20 protein-coding genes are annotated in these 20164 nt (G+C 55.6%); 18 read left to right on the top strand and 2 right to left on the bottom strand.

From position 1 onward, the window contains the following. The first annotated feature begins 201 nt into the window (after positions 1–201). The 10 genes from ACR3ZL_RS23285 to ACR3ZL_RS23240 all read left to right on the top strand — a co-directional run bounded on the left by ACR3ZL_RS23285 (position 202) and on the right by ACR3ZL_RS23240 (position 9821). Positions 202–630, top strand: coding sequence for an S-adenosylmethionine decarboxylase family protein (locus ACR3ZL_RS23285; RefSeq protein ID WP_473650699.1), 429 nt, complete (start codon positions 202–204; stop codon positions 628–630). Positions 631–643: 13 nt separating this feature from the next. After that, positions 644–2251 carry a DUF4178 domain-containing protein gene (locus ACR3ZL_RS23280; protein WP_473650700.1) on the top strand — a complete coding sequence of 536 codons (1608 nt, stop codon included), beginning with the start codon at positions 644–646 and terminating at the stop codon, positions 2249–2251. Then, entirely contained in the window at positions 2251–2433 is a 183-nt protein-coding gene (locus ACR3ZL_RS23275; RefSeq protein WP_473650701.1) for a hypothetical protein, read from the top strand. The genes ACR3ZL_RS23280 and ACR3ZL_RS23275 overlap by 1 nt, the downstream gene beginning before the upstream one ends. 69 nt (positions 2434–2502) lie before the next feature. Further along, on the top strand, positions 2503–2802 hold the full coding sequence (locus ACR3ZL_RS23270; protein WP_473650702.1) for a DUF350 domain-containing protein: 300 nt from the start codon (positions 2503–2505) through the stop codon (positions 2800–2802). 4 nt (positions 2803–2806) lie between these two features. Further along, the gene (locus tag ACR3ZL_RS23265) at positions 2807–4396 is read left to right on the top strand and encodes a polyamine aminopropyltransferase (protein WP_473650703.1); all 1590 of its coding nucleotides are present in this window, start codon (positions 2807–2809) and stop codon (positions 4394–4396) included. Positions 4397–4614: 218 nt separating this feature from the next. After that, positions 4615–5523 carry a UDP-N-acetylmuramate dehydrogenase gene (locus tag ACR3ZL_RS23260; protein WP_473650704.1) on the top strand — a complete coding sequence of 303 codons (909 nt, stop codon included), beginning with the start codon at positions 4615–4617 and terminating at the stop codon, positions 5521–5523. 117 nt (positions 5524–5640) lie between these two features. Continuing rightward, the gene (locus tag ACR3ZL_RS23255; RefSeq protein WP_473650706.1) at positions 5641–6570 is read left to right on the top strand and encodes a cell division protein FtsQ/DivIB; all 930 of its coding nucleotides are present in this window, start codon (positions 5641–5643) and stop codon (positions 6568–6570) included. A 169-nt stretch (positions 6571–6739) separates the two neighbouring features. Further along, positions 6740–8356 (top strand): ATP-binding cassette domain-containing protein, encoded by a 1617-nt coding sequence (locus ACR3ZL_RS23250; protein WP_473650707.1) that lies wholly within the window; start codon positions 6740–6742, stop codon positions 8354–8356. A gap of 33 nt (positions 8357–8389) precedes the next feature. Then, on the top strand, positions 8390–8560 hold the full coding sequence (locus ACR3ZL_RS23245; RefSeq protein ID WP_473650708.1) for a hypothetical protein: 171 nt from the start codon (positions 8390–8392) through the stop codon (positions 8558–8560). Between the two features lies 1 nt (position 8561). Next, on the top strand, positions 8562–9821 hold the full coding sequence (locus ACR3ZL_RS23240) for an adenosylmethionine--8-amino-7-oxononanoate transaminase (RefSeq protein WP_486173002.1): 1260 nt from the start codon (positions 8562–8564) through the stop codon (positions 9819–9821). Positions 9822–9825: 4 nt separating this feature from the next. Here ACR3ZL_RS23240 and aroB read toward each other — a convergent pair whose 3' ends face one another. Beyond that, a complete protein-coding gene (gene aroB, locus ACR3ZL_RS23235; RefSeq protein WP_473650711.1) occupies positions 9826–10953 on the bottom strand; it encodes a 3-dehydroquinate synthase in 1128 nt (375 codons plus the stop codon). 101 nt (positions 10954–11054) lie between these two features. Here aroB and ACR3ZL_RS23230 point away from each other — a divergent pair, with 101 nt between their 5' ends. The 7 genes from ACR3ZL_RS23230 (at position 11055) to ACR3ZL_RS23200 (ending at position 18222) form a co-directional block, all read left to right on the top strand. Then, entirely contained in the window at positions 11055–11729 is a 675-nt protein-coding gene (locus ACR3ZL_RS23230) for a hypothetical protein (RefSeq protein WP_486173001.1), read from the top strand. Positions 11730–11833: 104 nt separating this feature from the next. Then, positions 11834–13246, top strand: a complete 1413-nt coding sequence (locus ACR3ZL_RS23225; protein WP_473650713.1) for an ArsB/NhaD family transporter — start codon at positions 11834–11836, stop codon at positions 13244–13246. A gap of 80 nt (positions 13247–13326) precedes the next feature. Then, positions 13327–14289 (top strand): adenine nucleotide alpha hydrolase family protein, encoded by a 963-nt coding sequence (locus ACR3ZL_RS23220; RefSeq protein ID WP_473650714.1) that lies wholly within the window; start codon positions 13327–13329, stop codon positions 14287–14289. A gap of 52 nt (positions 14290–14341) precedes the next feature. After that, positions 14342–15166 carry a 4-(cytidine 5'-diphospho)-2-C-methyl-D-erythritol kinase gene (locus tag ACR3ZL_RS23215; protein ID WP_486173000.1) on the top strand — a complete coding sequence of 275 codons (825 nt, stop codon included), beginning with the start codon at positions 14342–14344 and terminating at the stop codon, positions 15164–15166. Between the two features lie 197 nt (positions 15167–15363). Further along, positions 15364–16257, top strand: a complete 894-nt coding sequence (locus ACR3ZL_RS23210) for a septation protein SpoVG family protein (protein WP_473650716.1) — start codon at positions 15364–15366, stop codon at positions 16255–16257. After that, on the top strand, positions 16250–16696 hold the full coding sequence (locus ACR3ZL_RS23205) for a hypothetical protein (RefSeq protein WP_473650717.1): 447 nt from the start codon (positions 16250–16252) through the stop codon (positions 16694–16696). The genes ACR3ZL_RS23210 and ACR3ZL_RS23205 overlap by 8 nt, the downstream gene beginning before the upstream one ends. After that, positions 16693–18222, top strand: coding sequence for a methyltransferase RsmF C-terminal domain-like protein (locus tag ACR3ZL_RS23200; protein WP_473650718.1), 1530 nt, complete (start codon positions 16693–16695; stop codon positions 18220–18222). Before ACR3ZL_RS23205 ends, ACR3ZL_RS23200 begins: the two co-directional genes overlap by 4 nt. A 77-nt stretch (positions 18223–18299) precedes the next feature. Here the strand turns inward: ACR3ZL_RS23200 and ACR3ZL_RS23195 are convergent, their stop codons facing one another. Then, positions 18300–18503, bottom strand: coding sequence for a hypothetical protein (locus ACR3ZL_RS23195; protein WP_473650719.1), 204 nt, complete (start codon positions 18501–18503; stop codon positions 18300–18302). Between the two features lie 262 nt (positions 18504–18765). Between ACR3ZL_RS23195 and ACR3ZL_RS23190 the strand changes: the two genes are divergently transcribed. Further along, positions 18766–20151 carry a prolipoprotein diacylglyceryl transferase gene (locus tag ACR3ZL_RS23190; protein WP_473650720.1) on the top strand — a complete coding sequence of 462 codons (1386 nt, stop codon included), beginning with the start codon at positions 18766–18768 and terminating at the stop codon, positions 20149–20151. The last annotated feature ends 13 nt before the right edge of the window (positions 20152–20164 follow it).

The following is a 20164-nucleotide window of genomic DNA, read 5'->3' as shown; positions in this document are numbered from 1 at the left end:
CGATTGGGACTGCTTGCACTCATGCCAACCCCAAGTGGGCATCCTTCGTCAATCTCCTGTCAGCGTCACTCGAATTCCAACTTCATCCAACCGGAAATCTGTCAACGTGGGGCGATTCCCTTTCTTCGTTAACAACTTGGGGCGGGTGTACTTGAATCCAGTTTGGCAAAGCCACCCGGCCGGGGTATAACTTTCAACGCGATGATTCAACCACCTACCACTACCGACATGACTCGCGATCCGCAGCGTCCTTGCGTGTCTGTAGGGACGCAGTGGGTTGTTGATGCGGCAGGTTGTGACTCGTCAGCGCTGCAGTCTCTCGACGCGATTCGAGGGATCTGCGATAGCGTTGTAGAGTCTTTGCAACTGAGTGTGATCGGGGAACCAGCTAGCCACCGTTTTGCGGCACCGCATGGGGTGACGTTGCTGTATTTGCTAAGTGAATCGCACTTGGCCTGCCACACCTACCCCGAACACGGCTTGGCGACGTTCAACTTTGTTTGTTGTCGTGACGAAGCAGATTGGCCGTGGGCAGACGAACTTCGCCGCGTTCTCGGTGCGACGGATGTGATGATCCGAGTGATGCATCGCGGGGTCTGGTCAACCCGTCCTGGGAGCTCGGACTCGTGAAAGGAATCCAGTCATGAAGGGCGCTCGTTCATTAAAGAAGCGTGGCGGTCCATGCCCGAACTGTGGTGCGCCAGTCGAATTTCGGTTCGGCGGCACGTTGGTGACCGTTTGTGAGTTCTGCAATAGCGCGATCGCACGAGGGGATCAAGACCTGGCGTTGATCGGCAAGGTTTCCGATTTGGTTGAAACGGAATCGCTCGTCCAAATCGGATCCACCGGTGCCTACCGCGGAAAACCGTTCGAGGTCATCGGGCGGGTTCAGTATCAGCATTCGGCCGGTGGCGTTTGGGATGAATGGTATTTGCGTTTTCCCGGCGACAAAATGGCGTGGCTGGCGGAGGCTCAGGGGCAAATTCATCTGACGTTCCCACGTCCAATCCGTAAGAAAAATTCCATCCCCGAATTCAAGTCATTGGGAGTCGGCGAAGTCGTTAAGTACGGCGAAAACGAACTGACTGTGATTGAAAAGGGGACTGCCGTCGCCGGTTCGGCCAAGGGCGAGATTCCTTGGGCGTTTGTACCAGGTGCTTCGCATACCTATGCGGATTTGCAAGGCAGTGAAGGTTGGTTCGCGACGTTCGAATATGAGAAAACTAGCGAGGCGATGGTGCCTCACCAAGCGTCGGTGGGACGGACTGTAGCGGCGGATGAACTGGGGGTGTCCTCGCCGGCCTGGGAGTCCGCTCCGGATTCAGCGGTGAAGAAAGTCGAGATGGTTTCGCTGAACTGTCCGAATTGTGGCGGTCCCATCGATTTGCGTGTGCCCGACCAAACGAAACGGGTAGGATGCCCGCTTTGCGGTTCCATGCTAGACGTCAGCGAAGGCAAGCTTGAGGTCTTGCAGACGCTGGATCGACGAGATGTGCATCCCGTGCTGAAGCTGGGAAGCAAAGGAACTTTGTTCGGCGACGAATACACCTTGATCGGGTTTATGGAACGCTATGCCACTTATCAGTCCAGCGTGTTCCCGTGGACGGAGTATCTGCTGTACAACTCCGATAAGGGATTTCGTTGGTTGGTGTGCAACCAGAGTCATTGGTCGTTTGTCGAGAGTATCTCGGCCCATGGTTTGAATCGGAAAGCGTCCCAGATTCGGTACGATGGCCAAGTGTTCAAAATCTATGACCGCGGCAAAGCCTTCGTTCGTTCCACGCGTGGTGAGTTCTATTGGAAGGTTCGGCATGGGGACAAGGTTCGAACGGATGACTTTATCTGCCCGCCGCGAATGATTTCGTTTGAGTCCTCCAGCAGCGATGGTGATTTCGAACTAAACGTGTCGTTGGGGACTTACATGAAGATCGAAGAGATTGAAAAGGCGTTCGGCGTGAACGACCTGTCGCGTCCTTGGAGCGTCGGAGTGATTCAGCCCAAGCTGACACTCGGTTTTGGTGTGGTTGGTTTGTGGGCAGGCTTTATCTTCTATCTGTTTATCGTGAACTGGATCGGCAACTCCGTTGTTGGTGCGGATCGTTGGCTGAAACAAGCTCCGGACTCCGGCTTGCTTGTGATTGGGATCATTCTGCTTTCGCTCTTTCCAGCACTGCTGTTACTGTCGCGACACATTGTCGAGGTGCAGCGTTGGAAAGACAGCGACTACAGCCCCTATGCGAGTGATGATTGATGAAGGTCAAAGCGTATTTAGTCATCGGGACGATCATCTGCTTGTGGTTCACAATCGCCACAGCGAGCGGTTGGCGTGCGCCGAAAATGCCGACCGGCGGTGGATACCGATCAAGTTACGGCAGTGGATACAGCAGCGGGTACGGACGCAGTTACGGTGGATCGTGGGGAAGCGGGAAGTAGCCCGGCGAGTTTTGGGAACACCTTGCTTTTCGTGAGGTCGCTTTTAGTGAAGATTTAAGAGAAATCAAAATGAATGAAACCTTACCAACAACCGGTGCCGCGGCAGAAACCGCACAGCATGTTCTCGTTTCGCCCGCACCAATGGCGGGGACGCGACTGGACGTGTTGATGGAACATTTGATCGCGGCAACCGTGTTTTCAGTTGTCGGAATCATCGTGTTCGTGATCTGCTTGATCCTAGCTGAAAAGCTAACGCCGTTTTCACTCCTTCATGAAATCGGTGAAGAGCACAACATGGCGGTGTCGATCGTGGTATCGGCGATCGTGCTAGGCATTTCGATTATCATCGCCGCCGCGATTCTGGGCTAACGCGTTGATGGATCGTGCCCCGCTCTGGCTGCTATATCTCAATGTGTTGATCATCGCAACGTGCGGTCTGGTCTACGAACTCGTCGCCGGAACGTTGGCAAGCTATCTATTGGGCGACAGTGTCACACAATTTTCGCTGGTCATTGGTGTTTATCTATCGGCACTGGGGATCGGAGCCTGGTTGTCGCAATACATCGAAACCAAATTGGCTCGTGCTTTCATCGAAATCGAGCTGGCTCTGGCTTTGATCGGTGGGTTCTCGACTCCGGTGATGTTTGTCGCGTTTCCGTACTTGGATTGGTTTCACTTGCTGTTGTTTGGCAGCGTGATCCTGATCGGGATTTTGGTTGGCCTTGAGTTGCCACTGTTGATGCGGATCCTGAAAGAGCATCTCGACTTCAACGAGCTCGTTTCGCGGGTCCTAGCGTTTGATTATCTGGGCGCGTTGTTTGCGTCGCTGCTGTTTCCGATCCTGTTGGTGCCGCGTTTGGGCCTGACACGGACGGCAATTTTGTTTGGATTGCTTAACGCAGCGGTCGGGTTGTGGGGCACTTATCTGTTGCGTCCCCTACTGTCTTCCAAAGGCCTTGGTGGTTTACGCGGGCGTGCGATGTTGGTGATCGGCTTGCTCGTGATCGGATTCATCAAAGCCGATTCGCTGACCACCCTCGCGGAAGAAAACACGTTGGGTGGCAAGATTGTCTATGCCGATACATCCCCGTATCAACGCATCGCTGTCACGCAAGGAGATCGTGGCTTTCAGCTTTATCTGAACGGCCATCTTCAGTTCAACAGTGTTGACGAATATCGCTATCACGAATCTCTGGTACATCCGTTGATCAGTGCTTGCCCGGATGCTTGCAAAGTCCTGGTGCTTGGCGGTGGAGACGGTTTGGCGGTGCGGGAACTTTTGCGGTACGACCAGATTGAATTGATTACCTTGGTCGATCTCGATCCCGCCATGACCCGATTGGCAACTCAGTTTCCGCCCTTGGTTTCTCTGAATCAAGAATCGTTGACGGACCCTCGTGTTGAGGTGCTCAACCAAGACGCATTCATTTGGGTGAAGGAGCAATCAACCCAGCGGGATTTAGGCGAGGAGCAGCCCAAGTTCGATGCCGTTGTGATCGATTTTCCTGATCCCGGTAGCTATTCGATTGGCAAGCTCTACACGACTTTTTTCTATCAGTCGCTGAGGAACTGTTTATCTCCTGGAGCGGGCGTTTCGATTCAGTGCACCTCGCCGTTGGTCGCGCCGCAATCGTACTGGTGCATCCTGCACACGCTGCGAAGTTCTGGGTTTGACGTGACGCCCTACCATGCAGCGGTCCCTACGTTTGGGGTTTGGGGATTTGCACTTGCGCGGGCTAATAACATGGCTGAGCCCAATACCAGCGTGAACGAAGTTTCTTCTTGGGAAATGCCCCCGAAACTGACGCCCGAAATCACTGGTTTGCGATTTCTGAACGATTCAACGATGCGTAGCCTGTTTGATTTGCCCGCCGATCAGCAACCGCAAGTAGTCACGCCCAATCGCTTGAACGACCAAATTTTGGTTCGTCTGTACGATTTGGAGTGGGGCGGCCGCGGTTAGCTGAGGTGCTAAGCCAAGATTTCGAGAGAAGGGCTAGCGACCTAAATGCCAATCGGGTTTGAAATTGCGTTGTAGGATGACGCTCGCGAAACGGCCAAAAAACGCTCGATTGCGAATTTTCGGTCGGGCTGCCAAACTAGAGTGGGCCGGCGGAGCGAATTGACTCCGCAAAGCACCAAGAAATTCCCAAATGTCCTCCCGAGCGAGTTGGTCACGACGTGTCAGTTCCCCCCTCCACAACGCTTTCCGATATTTTTCCGCAAGACCTCCAGCACCTCATTGGCGAAAACCAACCGCTCAATGAGTCGTTGTGGCTTGGAATCGGTGGGCCAGCCCGCTTTTTGGCTGAGCCAGTCGAAATCGACCAAATTTCTCGTTTGCTGAAGGCGGCTCACGAAAATGAGTTGTCGGTGCGGATTCTGGGGCACGGCAGTAACGTGTTGGTCCGTGAGGCCGGCTTTGACGGACTGGTCATTTCTTTAGGTGGCCCAGCAACGAACCAATTGGAGATTTCCGGGAACCGGTTGAAGGCTGGGGCTGGGGTGAAGTTGACCCACGCAGCGATTAAAACCGTTGGCGAAGGACTTGGTGGGCTGGAGCATTTGGTCGGAATTCCCGGTAGCGTAGGCGGAGCAGTGGTGGGGAATGCGTCAGCCGAAGGGCGTGACATTGGTTCCGTCGTGCATTCGATCGATGTGCTGGACGAAACGGGAAATGCGAAGACGATTTCCGCCGAAGAGGCAGGGTTTTCGCACCGGAAATCAACTCTCGACGGGCTGGTCATCCTGAGCGTTGAATTCGAACTGGAGCCGAAGGATGTCACCGCGTTGACGAAGCGGATGCAAAAATTGTGGATTCACCGGGGCCAACACCGGCCGTCGGATACCTCACGAATTGTGATGCCGTTCATCGATCCGGATTCCATGTCGACCCGCGAATTGATTTCTTCGACGGGATTGTCCGGGCTGCGTGAAGGCGACGTATCGTTGGATATTTCCGCTCCCCAGTACCTGGTTGCTCATGAAAACGCGACCAGCGATCAGTGTTTGCGATTGATCGAGCGGGTTCGCGAGCAAGTCCTGCTGCAATCTGGGGTCGACTTGCGTTTGAACCTGCAGATTTGGTAAACGCAAGGTTATCGAAAATGTAGCCCGCCGATTTGGGTGGGTTTCGTTAACCGCAACCGCTAGTGAATTGCTGGCGGATTCCGTTGTCGCACCGATGCAAGGAAGCAGTAACGCGACGTGACCGATTCGCCTTCGAAACGCACGACCGTTCGGAAACGACGGTACGAGTCGCTTGACGACCCATCACCGTCAAAAATACGGTGGATCGCATCGTTGGTCGCTGCGCCGGCGGTGCTCTCCATCTTGTGGCCGGCCTTGTTGTTGGTCCTTGGTTATGCCGCATGGCAACAATGGGGAAGTCACTACGTTGCCCATAAATACTTCAGCGTCCAAGCTGAGCAGATTGGCGTGACACCGGCCCCGGAATACGTTCGCACCGATATCGTGGAAGCGGTTTACCGCGATGCAGCGATGGACAAGCTTTCGTTAATGGATTCCCAGGCGTGTGCCAAAGTGGCGTCGGCCTTTGCGGGGCATCCATGGGTGAAACGAGTCGTGGGCGTTCGTAAGCTTGCCGGTGGTCAACTTGACGTGCGACTCGATTATCGTCGCCCGGTTGCGATGGTGCATGTGATCAGTCGTCATCCCGAACACAACGGCGCCGGCTTCTTTGCCGTGGACGGTGAGGGTGTGCTGCTTCCGCCAAGTGATTTTTCGCGTGCCGAAACGGAACAGTACCTCCATATCGTGGTTCCGGGAGCCTATCCCACTGGCGGTGTGGGGGCATCGTTTGGCGATGCTCGTGTGCATTCCGCGGCGATGCTGGCTTATCTGTTGCAACCCTATCGTGATCAGTTGAAAATTTCCAGCATCGGTGTTCATGGCGATCTCCGTCAAAACCCGATCGTGCAATTAGAAATCGCCAATACGGACGGTGGACGCTGGTTCTGGGGAAGTCCCCCTGGCACTGAAGCCCAATCGGAACCACCGGCGATGATGAAGTTGCAACAGCTTGTTGGCGGTGCACCAGTAGGTAGCGACCTAAGGCAAATTCAGTTGGCACCCGTTGCAACATCTCCAACGGTCGATACAACGCTAAACCGTTGATCAAATTCTGCTGGTGGTCTCGTCATCCGCGAAGCATCGGATCCTGTATGCTTGGGTGGATCGTTCGTCGCCAGTGATGTGCCGCTGCGTTGTCGTCTCAAGTGCGAACGCGTTTGATTGATGCGGAACCGTCCCATCCGACCAGGGACTTCTTGCCATTCGCTTTCAGGTGAACTCTGTGTTGACCCTTTCCGAACTGAACGTCACCGCGGGCAATCAAACGCTGTTAAGTGATGTTTCGGCAACGATCGCCGACGGAAAGATCACGGTTTTGGTTGGCCCCAGTGGCGCTGGTAAATCGGTGTTACTGAAGGTGCTTGCGGGATTACTGCCCCGAGACGGAGAAGCGATTCAGTGGTCCGGGACGCTACAAAGCGGCGAGGCCGATAGCGGTGCAACTAAACGTGATCGAACGGGAATCGTCTTCCAGCAATTTGCACTTTTCGATGAGCTCACCCCAACCGCGAATGTGCAGTTCGCCATCGATCATCGCCGCGATACCTCACAGCCTCCGCAGCATTCAGCGATGCAGTGGTTGGAGCTGTTAGGTGTTCCGGCGGCGGTGCCCGTGTCCGCACTGAGCGGTGGACAGAAGCAGCGATTGGCGATCGCTCGAACGCTTGCCGCGGATCCGGACATCATTCTGTACGATGAACCAACATCGGGGCTCGATGCCGCGTCGGGTTACAAGGTTGCTGAGCTGATTCGCGAAACGCAACAACGATTCCAACGGACCAGTTTGGTCGTGACGCATGACTACGCGACGTTGCTGGGGATCGCTGACGAAGTCTTGCTGCTCGATCCGATCACCAAGTCGCTTGTCTCGGTTCCTGTCGATGAACGGCAGGGAATTCCGGAACGAATGCGAGCGGCGGCGAGTGCGGCCGCGGACCAGATCGATGCTTCGGCGCCCGAGGCCGAAAGGGAGCCCAACCGAATTCGAAGCATGATTCGCGAGAAGGTTGCACGCTTTTTTGCGTCAACCGGTTCAACGGTGATTGCGGCGGCCCGGTTACCGATCGACACCTTGCCTATCGTGCCTCGACCTCGATGGGCATTTCGATTCTTCTTGCATTACTTGCGTTTGATTGGCGGCCCATCGGCGTGCATCTATTTGATAATCGCGGGGCTGATTGCTGGGTTCACGACCACCTACTTCACGCTGCGATTCCTGCCGTTTCGTTTGTACACACAACCGTTGTTGATTGATGAGATGTTGGCGTCGATTGGCTTCGCGTTGTACCGCATTCTGGTGCCGGTGTTGGCGACGGTTCTGATTGCGGCACGTTGTGGTGCGGCGGTCGCGGCGGACGTGGGGGTGAAACAATATGGTGGGCAGATCGAGGCCATCAAGACCTTTGGCATTCGCCAAGCGGCCTATTTACTAGTGCCGATCATGGCCGCCTTTCTGCTAGCGACGCCTCTGTTGGAATGGTTGGCGTTCACGTCGGCGCATTGGGTGAGCCGGATGACCTTTCTGATGTCGTATCCGGATATCGGCATCCACTTTTGGCATCAGCACTTCTTTCGTGCGATTCAAATAACGCCGAATTCGTGGGCAGCCAATCTGTCTGGACTGGGGCTGTTCATCGTCGGAAAAGGTTGGGGATGGGTGTTGCTGAAAAACTCGATGTGTGCGATCGGGACCGCAGCGATCGCCTATCACCAAGGAATCACACGTAAATCGTCGGCCAGTGACGTCAGCCATGCGATCACGGCGACGGTGTTGTGGACGACGCTCTATGTATTGAACGTCCATTTTGTGATAGCTTTGCTAGAATTTTGAACTTGAAACCACGCTTCCCCACGAGACCACGCCATGGACAAGAAAGCCAAAAAACGCCTCGAAGTCATCAACAAAAAATTGCAAACTCTCCGTCCTCGCTTGGCCGGATCGCGAGAACAAGCCGATGACCCGCAAGAGTTGAAGGATCTCGAAAACGAGATCAGCAGCCTGGAAGCGGAAGCCGCTGAACTCAAGAAGTCGTAAGTTGGTTTCCAATTCAATTTGGCGGCCCTATTGCCAAATGAAGACGGCACCGTCGCCGCTCGAGATTGTCGCTGCGGATCAGTTTGAATTGATCATGGCTGACGGCCGGCGATTGATTGACGGCATGGCGTCATGGTGGGCGGTTTGTCATGGCTATGGCCACCCGCATATCGTTGAGGCCGTAGCAACGCAGCTCGAAAAGATGCCGCATGTGATGTTTGGCGGGATCACTCACGAGCCTGCTGAACGTTTGGCGTCACGGTTGGTTGAGCTTTTGCCGGCGGATTTGCAGCACGTCTTTTTCGCCGACAGTGGCAGCGTTGCGGTTGAAGTGGCGATGAAGATGGCGATTGGGTATTGGCGTCGACATGGCGAGTCGACACGCAATCGATTTGTGGCGTTCGATCATGGTTACCACGGGGACACGACCGGGGCGATGTCACTGTGTGATCCCGACCGCAGCATGCACGCGAGTTACGGCGAGGCCATTCTGACGCAGTTGCACTGTGCGTTGCCGACTACCGAAGCGACCACCGAAACGTTCGCTCGCTTGCTGGATCAAAATCGCGATTCGATCGCGGGCGTTGTGCTGGAGCCGCTGGTGCAGGGTGCTGGCGGGATGCGTTTTCATGACCCCGAGACGGTTGCGCGAATTCGTTCACTCTGCGACGAGTTCGATGTCTTGATGATCGCCGATGAAATCGCGACCGGATTCGGGCGTACGGGAACGATGTTTGCTATCGACGCATGCAACGTCGTTCCAGACATTCTGTGTTTAGGAAAAGCTTTGACTGGGGGCACGATGACGATGGCAGTCACGATCGCTCGCCAGAAAGTGTTCGATGCGTTCTGGTCCGATCGTGGCGAAGATGCGCTGATGCATGGGCCAACATTCATGGCCAACCCGCTGGCCTGTGCCGCCGCGAATGCTTCGTTGGATCTCTTCGAAACCGAACCAAGAGTTCAGCAAGCAATCGACATGGAGCCACAACTCCGCATCGGTCTGGAACCATGCCGCGCGATCCCCGGCGTGGTGGATGTCCGTTGCCGTGGCGCGATTGGAGTCATCCAGGTTGAGTATTTGCCGGACGTCGAACAGTTGCGTCAACGTTTTGTAGACGCCGGCATCTGGCTGCGTCCTTTTGGCGACTGCATCTACATGACACCACCACTGAACTTGCCCAGTGAATCAGTCAATCAGCTTTGCAGCGTCGTTGTTGACGAAGTGACAAACGCTTTTAGTAAGCCTTTGCCGACTTAACGTTTTAGCGACACGCCTCAATCGCCGATCGCACCTTTTCGACGGGGACGTCGCCGACAAGGTCAACGTGCCCGACTCGGCTCGGCAGTACGAATCGTAGCTTGCCGTGTTCGACTTTTTTGTCGCGTGCCATGACGGGGATCATGGCTTCGGTATCGGCGTCCGCCCACGTGATCGGCAGTTTGGCTGCGGCCAGCAATTGAGTTTGACGTTCGAGAAGCTTCGCGTCGCATAGACCGAGATCCAGTGCCAATCGGGAAGCCATTTGCATTCCGATCGAAACCGCTTCACCGTGCAGCATCGTGCCATATCCCGCGTTGACCTCGATCGCGTGCGCAAAGGTGTGGCCGTAGTTCAGGATCGCTCGCCTTCCGGTGGTTTCTCGTTCGTCGTCGGCGACAACGCGTGCTTTGGATTGGCAACTCTTGGCAACCGATTGCTGTACCGGTTCGGGCTGTCGTTGGATGATCGCGGCGATGTTTTGATCGAGGTATTCGAAGAAGTCCGCGTCTTCTATGACGCCGTATTTGATCACCTCGGCCAGACCACTGATGTACTCGCGGTCAGGTAGCGTGTTGAGGAAATCGATATCGATCCAAACGAGGTGGGGCTGCCAGAACGATCCGACCAGGTTTTTGCCGCCCGGCAGGTTGATGCCGGTCTTGCCGCCAACGCTACTGTCGACCATCGCTAACAGCGTGGTGGGAACCTGCACGAATCGCAGTCCGCGTGTGAAAGTGGCGGCAGCGAATCCCGCCAGGTCGCCGATGACTCCGCCGCCCACGGCAATCACGACGCTGCGGCGGTCGGTGCCAGCTTCAAGTAACTGACTCCACAAGCTCGCCAGTTGGTCGACGGATTTGCTGGCTTCGCCTGAGGCGACTTCGATCACGTCCAACCGATCCAGCGAACCGCCCAGGGCTGCTTGGATGGAGGCTCCGGCGGTCTGGCTGACGGCTTGGTCCACGATCATGACGGCATGAGTCGCGTCGCCCAGAGTTTGGGCGAAATGACTGCTCAGCCCAACTTCCTTGGAGACGGTAAGCCCGCTACCGATCACGATCGGGTAACTCCGATCGCCAAGGTCGACGGGGATGGTCAATTGCGATTCCAAGCGGGGCGGGACTGTCACGGCGGATATGCTACAACGTGGGGGATGAAAGGGCTTATGCTCGCTTGGCACGACCAAGCTTTCAGAATCCTAATCATCCGGACGGTCCAACCCAACCTGTCGTGTCTCACTCTTCCCTCTTTGATCGCCCGTTTGACATGCCTGCCGAACCCGAAGTCGCACTTTCGTCGGACCCTTCAAACAATTCTCTGGCGGATTCCCCGACCGATTCGACTAGCCAGCACGCTGATAAATACAATGACCCACGAGCCAAATTCGGCGTCAAAGGCTGGCTGGCGGTGGTCGCGATTGCGATCGGAGCCACCATTTTCGCACTGTTCAGTGTGGCGGCGCGACGAACTCAACTGGGCGAGACGACGCGGTTTTACGGTCCCGAGGTCATCCAGGCGATTCAACTGGGCGACCACGTGATGCTGATTCCGGGCAAAGGCTCCGATTTTGAAACGGTTGAGCTGACGGCTTTCCCTGGCCTCGGGCATCTGCGGAAAGCGTTGTTGGATGAGGGGCATTACGAATGGGCAACCGAAAAAAATCAGAGTGTCGTCGAATTTTGCGACAACGAGGAGGACGTGAAGTGTGTCCGACTTGAGTTTTCAGATCCTTCGCTGAATCGATTTGAGACCGCTCGAATCGACATTGAACTGAATCGCGGCATCGTTGGCCGGACCGATCAAGAACATCAGGTGCGAGTCAACGACCGAGTCCGCCCTGCCCTGCAACACCAGATTGGGCTCTTGATGAGAGTCAAGCAAAAGCGCTACGATCGACGCGACTAGTCACTATTTCACGCCTCATTCCAGCTCGTGTCTGAATTCAATATTCAATACACGAGTTGGCCGTACCGCCTACGGCCCCCGAACTTCCGAGGATAACGAAGTCCATGCTACCCATTTTTCCATTTCATTTGACAGGCAATCCACTTGGTGCCTCGCTAACCGAAATGCCGGTTACATCGGCGCCCGCGTGGGTGATGTTGTTGTTCGCCGCCGTGATGATGGCGACGTTTGTGGGTGTGGCGGTTGAGCGTTTCCACAAGACCGTCGCGGCTTTATGTGGTGCAGCGGTGCTGGTCGCCCTGGGCGTGTCGCTGGGCCTGTTCGAATATTCCAAAGTTTACGACTTCCTGAAAGAGGATCTCAATATCTTTGGTGTCATCATTGGTACCGGGATCCTTGTTGACGTGGTCAGCAAGAGCGGTCTGTTTCACTTCATCAGCATGTGGATCGTGCGGCTGACGGGTGGGCAAGCCAACCGTTTGTTTTTGACCCTGTGTGTGGTGACGTTCCTGTTTGTCAGTGTGCTGACCATTGTCCCAGCAATGCTGATCTTGACATCGTTGGTGTTGGTGATTTGCCGTTCGCTCGGTTACAAGCCGATGCCCCTTCTGTTATCTGTCGCGGTGTGTGCCAACAGCGGTGCGATCGCAACTTTTGCTAGTGGCCTGCCGAACATCATGATCGGTACCGCAGCGGGGATTCCTTATGTTGATTTTCTACGGGTGTCGTTGCCGTATGCGGTTGTCAGCTTGGTTGTGGCAATCATTGGGTTGCGGATTTTCTTCCGTAACGACTTGCCTTGGAAACAATCCGCTGAGGACAAGGCGGCGCTGAAGCAACAGATCGAAGGTTTCGATCCATGGGCGATGGTCGAAGACCGAAAGGTGCTCTATCGCAGTGCCATCATTTTGCTGGGAACGGTTTGCGGTTTCGCGCTCGCTCAACCGCTGCATGTCGGGATGGATTTCATCGCCATCGTCGGCGCGACGGCCGCGTTGTTGTTCTCTGGCAAGGGAGTCGAGGATGCGATCGGCAAGGTGAACTGGACCGTGATTCTGTTCTTTATGGGACTGTTCGTCATCATTGGATGCGTTAAGCAAACTGGGGCACTGAAGTGGGTTGCTGAACAGGTGATCGCCTTTTCGGACAATCGAATTGAATTGTTGGTACCTTTGATGGGGATCTTTTCGGCAGTAGCCAGTTCAATCGTCGACAACATTCCGGTGGCGGCGACGTTGATTCCGATCGTTCAAGATATTTCGGGTGGCGACACTGGCGTGCCCGCGGAACCCCTGTGGTGGACGTTGGTGATCTGTTGCAATTTAGGCGGAAATGGGACCCCCATCGGTTCCATCTCATGTGTGATCGCAATCTACGCCCTCAAGAAAGAGGCCGGCATTCACGTCGGCTGGGGGACATTTTTGAGACTGGGTGGCGGCATCATGTTCGTCCAAGTCGCCGGTGCGATCGCCTATGTAATGTGGATGCATAGCCAGGGCTGGATTCCGGACATTTAGGTGCAGTGATTTTGGCTGTTTTGCGACAGCTCGATCTCTTCAAGCTTTATCCCCAACTGAACTGTTCAGCGAGAATACCAATGGATGATACGAACGATTTTGACCGCGAAGTCGACGATTCGATGCGTATGTTTGAGCGTGCGCACGTTGGTTCGACTTCGCCGATCACCCCCATTCGTCCGGCTCGCGTGCTGTTGGTCCTGGATGGATCGGATCAAGATGCGACGTCGATCGCTTCGGCGGTTTACATGCACGGGCGGCACAATACTGAAACGCTGATCCTGGACGCACGTGATTCAGGAGATGACTCCGGCACACCGGTTGGTAAATCTCCGATTGCGACGCAGACCGTTTCGCAGGTCGGGAATAGTCGTGCGATCGACCGAACCGCTGGAGATGCCTTCGATGCAATCCTAGACTCATTGGAGGCTCATCAGATCGATTTGGTGATTGTGCCATGTCCGTTTGGAAGGTCGTTTGAAAAGGTTGGACTTGATAGTGCGGGAACCGTCATCGATGTGTTGCTGTCACGTTGTTCGGTACCGATGCTGGTGACTCGGCGGTCGGACCAAACACTCGCCAACTGCATGAAACGAGTTTGTGTTCTGGTCAGTGGCGAGTGCGATGTGGAAACACGGGCGGCCGGCTGGGCGTTTGGAATGGCGGCCGATTCGGCCGAGATCTCCTTAAACATTGTGATTGAAAAAGAACAATTCGAAAACGTTCGAGCAATCATGGAAGCGGTCCGCCCTGGAGAGACGTTCGACGAGGCGATGTTAAGTGATGTGATGACGCAAACCCATCAATCGCTGCACTCCGCCATGAACGCGACAGCCGGTCAGGCTGGGATGCGTTATCACCTGATTCCACAAGCGGGCAAGACAGCTCCGCCGAATCCGCTTTCCGATCCCCAAGAACAATTGTTGGTGGTGCCGTTGGAAGTCGACGACCGATACACGCAAGGCTTCGTGCAAGATCGGATTCGACGCAGTCCTCACCCGGTGCTTGTTGTTCCCGGGCATGTTCGCCGGGATGATGCCTGATCGCGATCAGGGCTGTTGAGTAGCCGTTTCAATCACTTGCACGATGACCGTGATGCCAACTTACCGAACATCGCCGCCGGCGAAGCTCAATCTGTTTCTTGAGATCTTGGCGCGTCGACCGGACGGATTTCACGAGCTCGATACGGTAATGGTGGCCATTGATTGGCGAGATGAGCTCGAGCTAACGCCGAGCGACCGGCCTGGTATTCGGCTAGCTGTGGATTGGCTTCCCAGCCGAGCGGTCGTCGCCGAACAATTGCAAGTGGCTGTCGATGACCCGATTTTGTTTGTGCCTACGGACGAATCCAATCTGGTGTACCGGGCGTTGGTCAAGGTTTCCGAAGCGGCCGGGTATGCCGGTGGTTGGGACGTGAAGCTTGGAAAGCGAATTCCAAGCGGGGCCGGGATGGGTGGTGCGAGCAGCGATGCGGCGGCAACGCTGCGGCTTGCGGTGGCTGCGTTTTCGCAAATGGACGAAAGTAGGGCCGCCCGTTGCTCACCGGCTGTTGTCCGGGAAATTGCAGAGCAACTGGGCAGCGATGTGCCGTTTTTCTTGGATCCGGATGCCGATTCGGCTGAGTCGGGTGGTTCAGGCTCGAGCACCGGATCGCCGCTGATTGCTCGGGCTTTGGGACGTGGGGAAAAGTTGAGCTTTCGTCCTTTGGCGGTCTCACACCGGTTTATCGTGATTTATCCCGGTGTTGCTCTGTCCACGCCACGGGTTTACCAGCATTGCCAAGTCTCCCAAGACGCTCGCTCAGGCAATCGAGTGATGGATGCCTTTTGTAGCGACGATGCCACCCGCACCGATAACATTCTGTACAATGCCTTAGAATCGCCGGCCCGCGGGCTATCACCTCGTATTGGGGAGTGCTAGAATGTTTACCCGTTACCTTATCAATTCAGAACTCGATGACAGGAAGTGGTTCGGCATGTTTTGCCTGGATCACAGATTCGGGTGAGCCAGTCGAACCGTTGATTGAACAAGTCAGGGGGCGACTCGAAGGCGGCGCGTTGATTCGACCGGTGTCCACTTGCACGGGGGCCCCGGAGATCCAAATCGCATAGGGGATCATGGTGGAAATAACCGAAATCCGCATCAAACTGATGGAAGGGTCGGAGGATCGTTTGCGGGCGTTTTGCTCGATTACGATTGATCAGAGTTTCGTTGTTCGAGACTTGAAAATCATTGATGGCACGAATGGGCCTTTCGTTGCGATGCCGTCGCGAAAATTGACCGGCCACTGCAATCGGTGCGGCAGCAAGAATCATTTGCGAGCCGGATACTGCAATCATTGCGGTAACAAACAGTCGCCTTCGTATGGAAACGATTCGCCGCAAAAGCTGTACGCGGATGTAGCCCATCCGATCAACAGTGAATGTCGCGAGATGATTCAAACGGCGGTGATCACCGAGTTCGAAGCTGAGTTGAGCCGCGCCGCTCAACCTGGCTATCGTAGCCGGTACGACGACGACTTTGATGCCGGTGACTACGACGAAGGTGATTATGCGGATGTGAAGTCGGATGCAGTCACTGCGTCGAAAACGGCAGACGCGTCGCAGCCTTCATCGGCGGAGTCTTCCTCGTCGCCATCTGTTTCCAAATCAATGACGCGATTGGACATTGCCGCATCGGCGGGGACTGATGTCGCTGCAGAAACAGTAACACCGCCCGAGCCAGCCTTTGGTGCTGGATTGTTTGACGATGATGCCGCGACATTGGACCGGGGCACTGATCGTCCTAGCAACGCGGATGATTTGCTTGTGCGAAGCGAAGCCGGCCAACCTGGCAAAGCGATCCCGGCTCCGCACATACGTCGTGAAGCGAGTAAGCGACAGCGGGCGTCGGTTTTGAAAGATCAGCAACGATCCGATTCGGTGTCCAATGCAAAGGAGTCGAACGATATATCGAGCACCGATCAACCGGATAGTGATGATTCTTTTGGTGCCGGCATTCTAGATGACTGAAAGATTGTCTGAATCTGCATCCGCGTCGAAGACGCTAGGTCGTTCGGGAACGAAACAATCGTCCGCGTCAGGTAATCCGTCGCTGGGGCACGTTGCTGGTCAATCCAATGTGCGGGGGCAATCCAGTCCCCAGGCCTCGGCCCAGTCGCCAGGACAGAGGGCTACTGGAGATCGACGGGCTCCGGTTCAGATTGGCATTTCAGCGATGTTGTTACTGGTTATTGTGGCGGCGGTCATTTCGGCAGGATTGGTCTATGCCGCCCGCATCCCTGAAATCCAAGAAGAAATGGCCGTTTTGTTTGGTACCGAAGTGACGGCGGATCGGACGCGGCGCGGACCTCAAATCTTGTTTATTTTGTTCACGCTGACATCGCCTCTGCTGTTGGCCCTTGGATTGTCTACCGCAATGGGCATCTGGAATTCGTTGGCAAAACATTGAGCCGATCACGTAAACGTCGCCCGAGTTCGGGGCGGTCGAAAAATTCGTCTCAATCGCCAGCGGTTTCGTCCGAAGCGGTAGCCGCTAGCCTGCAATCGGATATCTGCGGCAACATCGAACTGCCCGCCGATGAGCTTGTTGAGTTAACCGCGGCCATTGTGCAGCGGCATGACAATGCTTTGCGATTTCATCGGGAGGCTTCCGAGCCCGCGTTTACCAGCGAGCCGGTGCCCTGGTACGGCCGGGCGGCTTGGCCCTCGGTGGAGCAGGATGTTTTGTTTCGCCCGTCCCGCACACTTGCATACGCGGCCGGTGAATTCTATTTGCAAGACGCCGGATCACTGCTCGCTCTGGCTGCAGCAGCGGCGCATACCGATCAGCTTCGGGGTAAATTGATTTGCGATCTATGTGCCGCGCCTGGTGGAAAGTCCAGTGCGCTGCTGGAAGCGGTCGACGAACCACTGGCAGCGACAAGCAACGATAGCAGTGAAGCAGCGCCGGGCCGCGGGTTTGTGCTCGCCAACGAGCCGATCTCTTCTCGCGTCGCTCCGCTGGCCTACAACATGGCTCGCACCGGTTGTGATCAATACGCGATCACGAGTTTGGATCCTGAAAAGCTTGCCGAGCGATTACCCGGTGTCTTTGATGTCGTTGTCGTTGATGCTCCTTGTAGCGGTCAAGCGTTAATGGCTCGCGGCAAGCAGTCTGTCACGGCGGTTCAGCAAAGTCAGATCGGAATCAATGCGGCTCGACAGAAACGAATTTTGCATGCCGCGGCTCGATTACTCCGCCCGGGCGGCCGGCTGATCTATAGCACGTGCACCTTCGCCATCGCCGAAAATGAAGAACAGGTGCGGTGGATGGTGGAGGAGTTGGACTTTGATCCGGCGCCCGTTCCAGAGCTGGCGGATTATGCCAGTCCGATTGAGCCGGCTTCTTATCGGTTGTGGCCACACCGCCACCGGTGTGCAGGAAGTTTCGCCGCGTCGCTGATGCTCCCTCGACCGGACGCCAGTGTTCAACAGAACCGCCGCCAGGACTTGTGGGTGCGTCAGCGAACGAATTCGGCGGCACCGGAAGATGCGGTGGAGCAGTTGCCGTTTCTTTTTAAGTCAGCCACGCACTGGTACCAACAGCGAGATTGGATTGTCGACGCGTTCCCGATTGACGCACCTGACTGGACCAGTGAATCGTACGTTTTGGGGCCGGAAGTCGCGTATCGGACTGGTTCCACCTGGAAACCATCGCACGCTGCGGCGTTGCGTCGAGGCCAGGTTGTCGGCCACGAACAAGGCGTCGCTTCGGGTGAAAACGCCGATCAGGAACTAGCGGCCGATTCGGCGAAGGTGCCGTCTGTCGAAATCGATGAGCAAGCCGCTCGCAGCTATCTGACGGGTCAGGCGATTCCGGTTTCACCACGCGGTTGGCATGTCGCCTGTCAGGCTGGCCGGCCTTTGGGGTGGTTGAAGGGCGACGGACGGATTGGCAAGAATCACTTGCCCGTCCACGCTAGGCAGCCTGGATAGGAAACTCGCGGCAATTGAGCTGGCTGGACTAAGCCGACTCGGCTAGTAAACCCAGTGGAGGGAATGGGCGAGCGTCGCTACCGCTGTTCGCGATAGGTCGTGTAGCTCATATAGGCCAATCCGCCGGCGAAGATCAGGAACGCTGCGTCCATGAAAAGGCTAGTCGCCCCCATCGGAGCGGCATCTTGCATTCCGGCAACGCCCATCACCAAGTCGGAGCCGAAGAGCACCAAAAGAAGAATCGATGCCACAAGGCTAAGCAGACAGAGCGCCTTGGGCATAGATGAGACCTCTTGTTGAGCGGTTAGGTGAAAGAAAGTGGCAAATAGCGTAAAACGACGCGGGTAGTATAGTTGCGCACATCTTAGTTGCGCAGCCCGGGGCATGTTTTCACCCGGCAAATTGGCTCTTTTAAGGACGCACTTCCCTGATCTTTGGGATGTTTGTAGCGTCTGTGCCAGGAAAACTCGGGTATTCCTGCCTTCTTCGTCATGCGACGATGCTCATCGCACCGTTTCAGTATTCGCTAATTGTACTTCCGAAATGCGCCGAACGCTCTTTTTGATTCCGCACGAAGTCGCAGGCTTACCCGTCCTGGGCATAGGCTGGCTATTGATTGCCCTGGTGATTTACATCGTCGCTCGGTTGTTATGGGCGTGGCAGAAAAAGGGGGACCGTCCCTCCCCAGCGGAAATTGTCGCGCAAGAAGGGATTTTGTGGGCCGTGATGGCAGCGATCATTATTTTGGTCCTGCCGAGAGCAGAGATTGGGAACATCGCCGGCGATCCGGTCGGGCTGCCCGTCCGTGGATATGGAATGTTCCTGATGCTTGCGGCGGTGGGTTCGGTCGGCATGGCTGCCTACCGTGCTGAGCGGGCTGGTCTTCGTTCCGAAACCATTTTGCGGCTCGCGCCCTGGACGTTTATCGGTGGCTTGATTGGGGCTCGCCTGTTTTACGTCATTCAATACCGTCACGACTTCATTCGAGATTCCTGGGGCGAAACGCTTTTGGCGATGGCCGCTTTTACCCAGGGCGGTCTAGTTGTCTACGGTGGATTCATCGGCGGGTTCGTAGCGTCGGTCTGGGCGATCCGGCGATTTCATGGCTCCATTTGGCAACTCGGTGACGTGATCGTACCGTGCATGTTTGTCGGATTATTTTTCGGCCGGCTGGGGTGCTTGATGAACGGATGTTGCTACGGAGGTCATTGTGAACCCAATCTGTTTTCGGTTCAGTTTCCACCGGGCAGCGGTGTTTACAGCGACCAGTTGCAAAACGGAGAGTTGATCGGGGTGCAGTCCAAATTGGTTTCGCGTGCGGGGAATGTGGACTCGTCTAGTTCGTCAGCTGCCGGTTCCGATTTGCGTCCTTTACACGAAGTTGAGTCCGTTAACCAAGGCAGTCTCGCAGAAGCCGCTGGCGTGCAGCCTGGCGACCAGTTGGATTTAATTCCCGATACCGCGTTCGCTCGGGAAGCGCCGCTCGAGATTCCTGCTGAAGATGCACGGATCGGTTTGGCGGTTGTGCGAGACGGCCAGCTATTAGCTCGCTATTCGCCGGAGCAGCTACCGGATCGTGCGCGTCCGGTCTGGGCAACTCAGATTATCAGTTCTCTGGTCGCGGCCGTTATGTTTGGGCTGCTGTTGTTGCTGGAACGACTGGTTGGCAAAACGCGTTGGTACCGACAAGGGCTGCTTATGCTAACCGGGTTTGTCGCCTATGCGATTCTGAGGATCATTTTGGAGTGGGTGCGGGTCGACGAAGCGGGGCAATTCGGAACATCGTTTTCGATTTCCCAGTGGGTTAGCTTCGCCGTGATCATCGCCAGTTCGATCGCAATCTTTTTCCGTTTGAGAACGCCGCCGGTATCTTCCACGCCAAGCATGCCTGGCAATTCAAGCACGCCCGAAAATCCAGCCATGCAATAGAGTCCAGCCATGC

The sequence above is a fragment of the Rhodopirellula sp. J20-39 genome (genome assembly GCF_057365095.1).
The sequence above is the reverse complement of the archived record's forward strand: the minus strand, read 5'-3'. Positions and strand labels throughout refer to the sequence as shown.

Excerpts from the sequence above, each read along its gene's own strand:
- ACR3ZL_RS23270 (WP_473650702.1), top strand. The coding sequence starts at position 2,503 with ATGAATGAAACCTTACCAACAACCGGTGCCGCGGCAGAAACCGCACAG.
- ACR3ZL_RS23245 (WP_473650708.1), top strand. The coding sequence starts at position 8,390 with ATGGACAAGAAAGCCAAAAAACGCCTCGAAGTCATCAACAAAAAATTG.
- ACR3ZL_RS23205 (WP_473650717.1), top strand. The coding sequence starts at position 16,250 with ATGACTGAAAGATTGTCTGAATCTGCATCCGCGTCGAAGACGCTAGGT.
- ACR3ZL_RS23195 (WP_473650719.1), bottom strand. The coding sequence starts at position 18,503 with ATGCCCAAGGCGCTCTGTCTGCTTAGCCTTGTGGCATCGATTCTTCTT.
- ACR3ZL_RS23225 (WP_473650713.1), top strand. The coding sequence starts at position 11,834 with ATGCTACCCATTTTTCCATTTCATTTGACAGGCAATCCACTTGGTGCC.
- ACR3ZL_RS23215 (WP_486173000.1), top strand. The coding sequence starts at position 14,342 with ATGCCAACTTACCGAACATCGCCGCCGGCGAAGCTCAATCTGTTTCTT.
- ACR3ZL_RS23210 (WP_473650716.1), top strand. The coding sequence starts at position 15,364 with ATGGTGGAAATAACCGAAATCCGCATCAAACTGATGGAAGGGTCGGAG.
- ACR3ZL_RS23275 (WP_473650701.1), top strand. The coding sequence starts at position 2,251 with ATGAAGGTCAAAGCGTATTTAGTCATCGGGACGATCATCTGCTTGTGG.
- ACR3ZL_RS23285 (WP_473650699.1), top strand. The coding sequence starts at position 202 with ATGATTCAACCACCTACCACTACCGACATGACTCGCGATCCGCAGCGT.
- ACR3ZL_RS23280 (WP_473650700.1), top strand. The coding sequence starts at position 644 with ATGAAGGGCGCTCGTTCATTAAAGAAGCGTGGCGGTCCATGCCCGAAC.
- ACR3ZL_RS23190 (WP_473650720.1), top strand. The coding sequence starts at position 18,766 with ATGCGCCGAACGCTCTTTTTGATTCCGCACGAAGTCGCAGGCTTACCC.
- ACR3ZL_RS23220 (WP_473650714.1), top strand. The coding sequence starts at position 13,327 with ATGGATGATACGAACGATTTTGACCGCGAAGTCGACGATTCGATGCGT.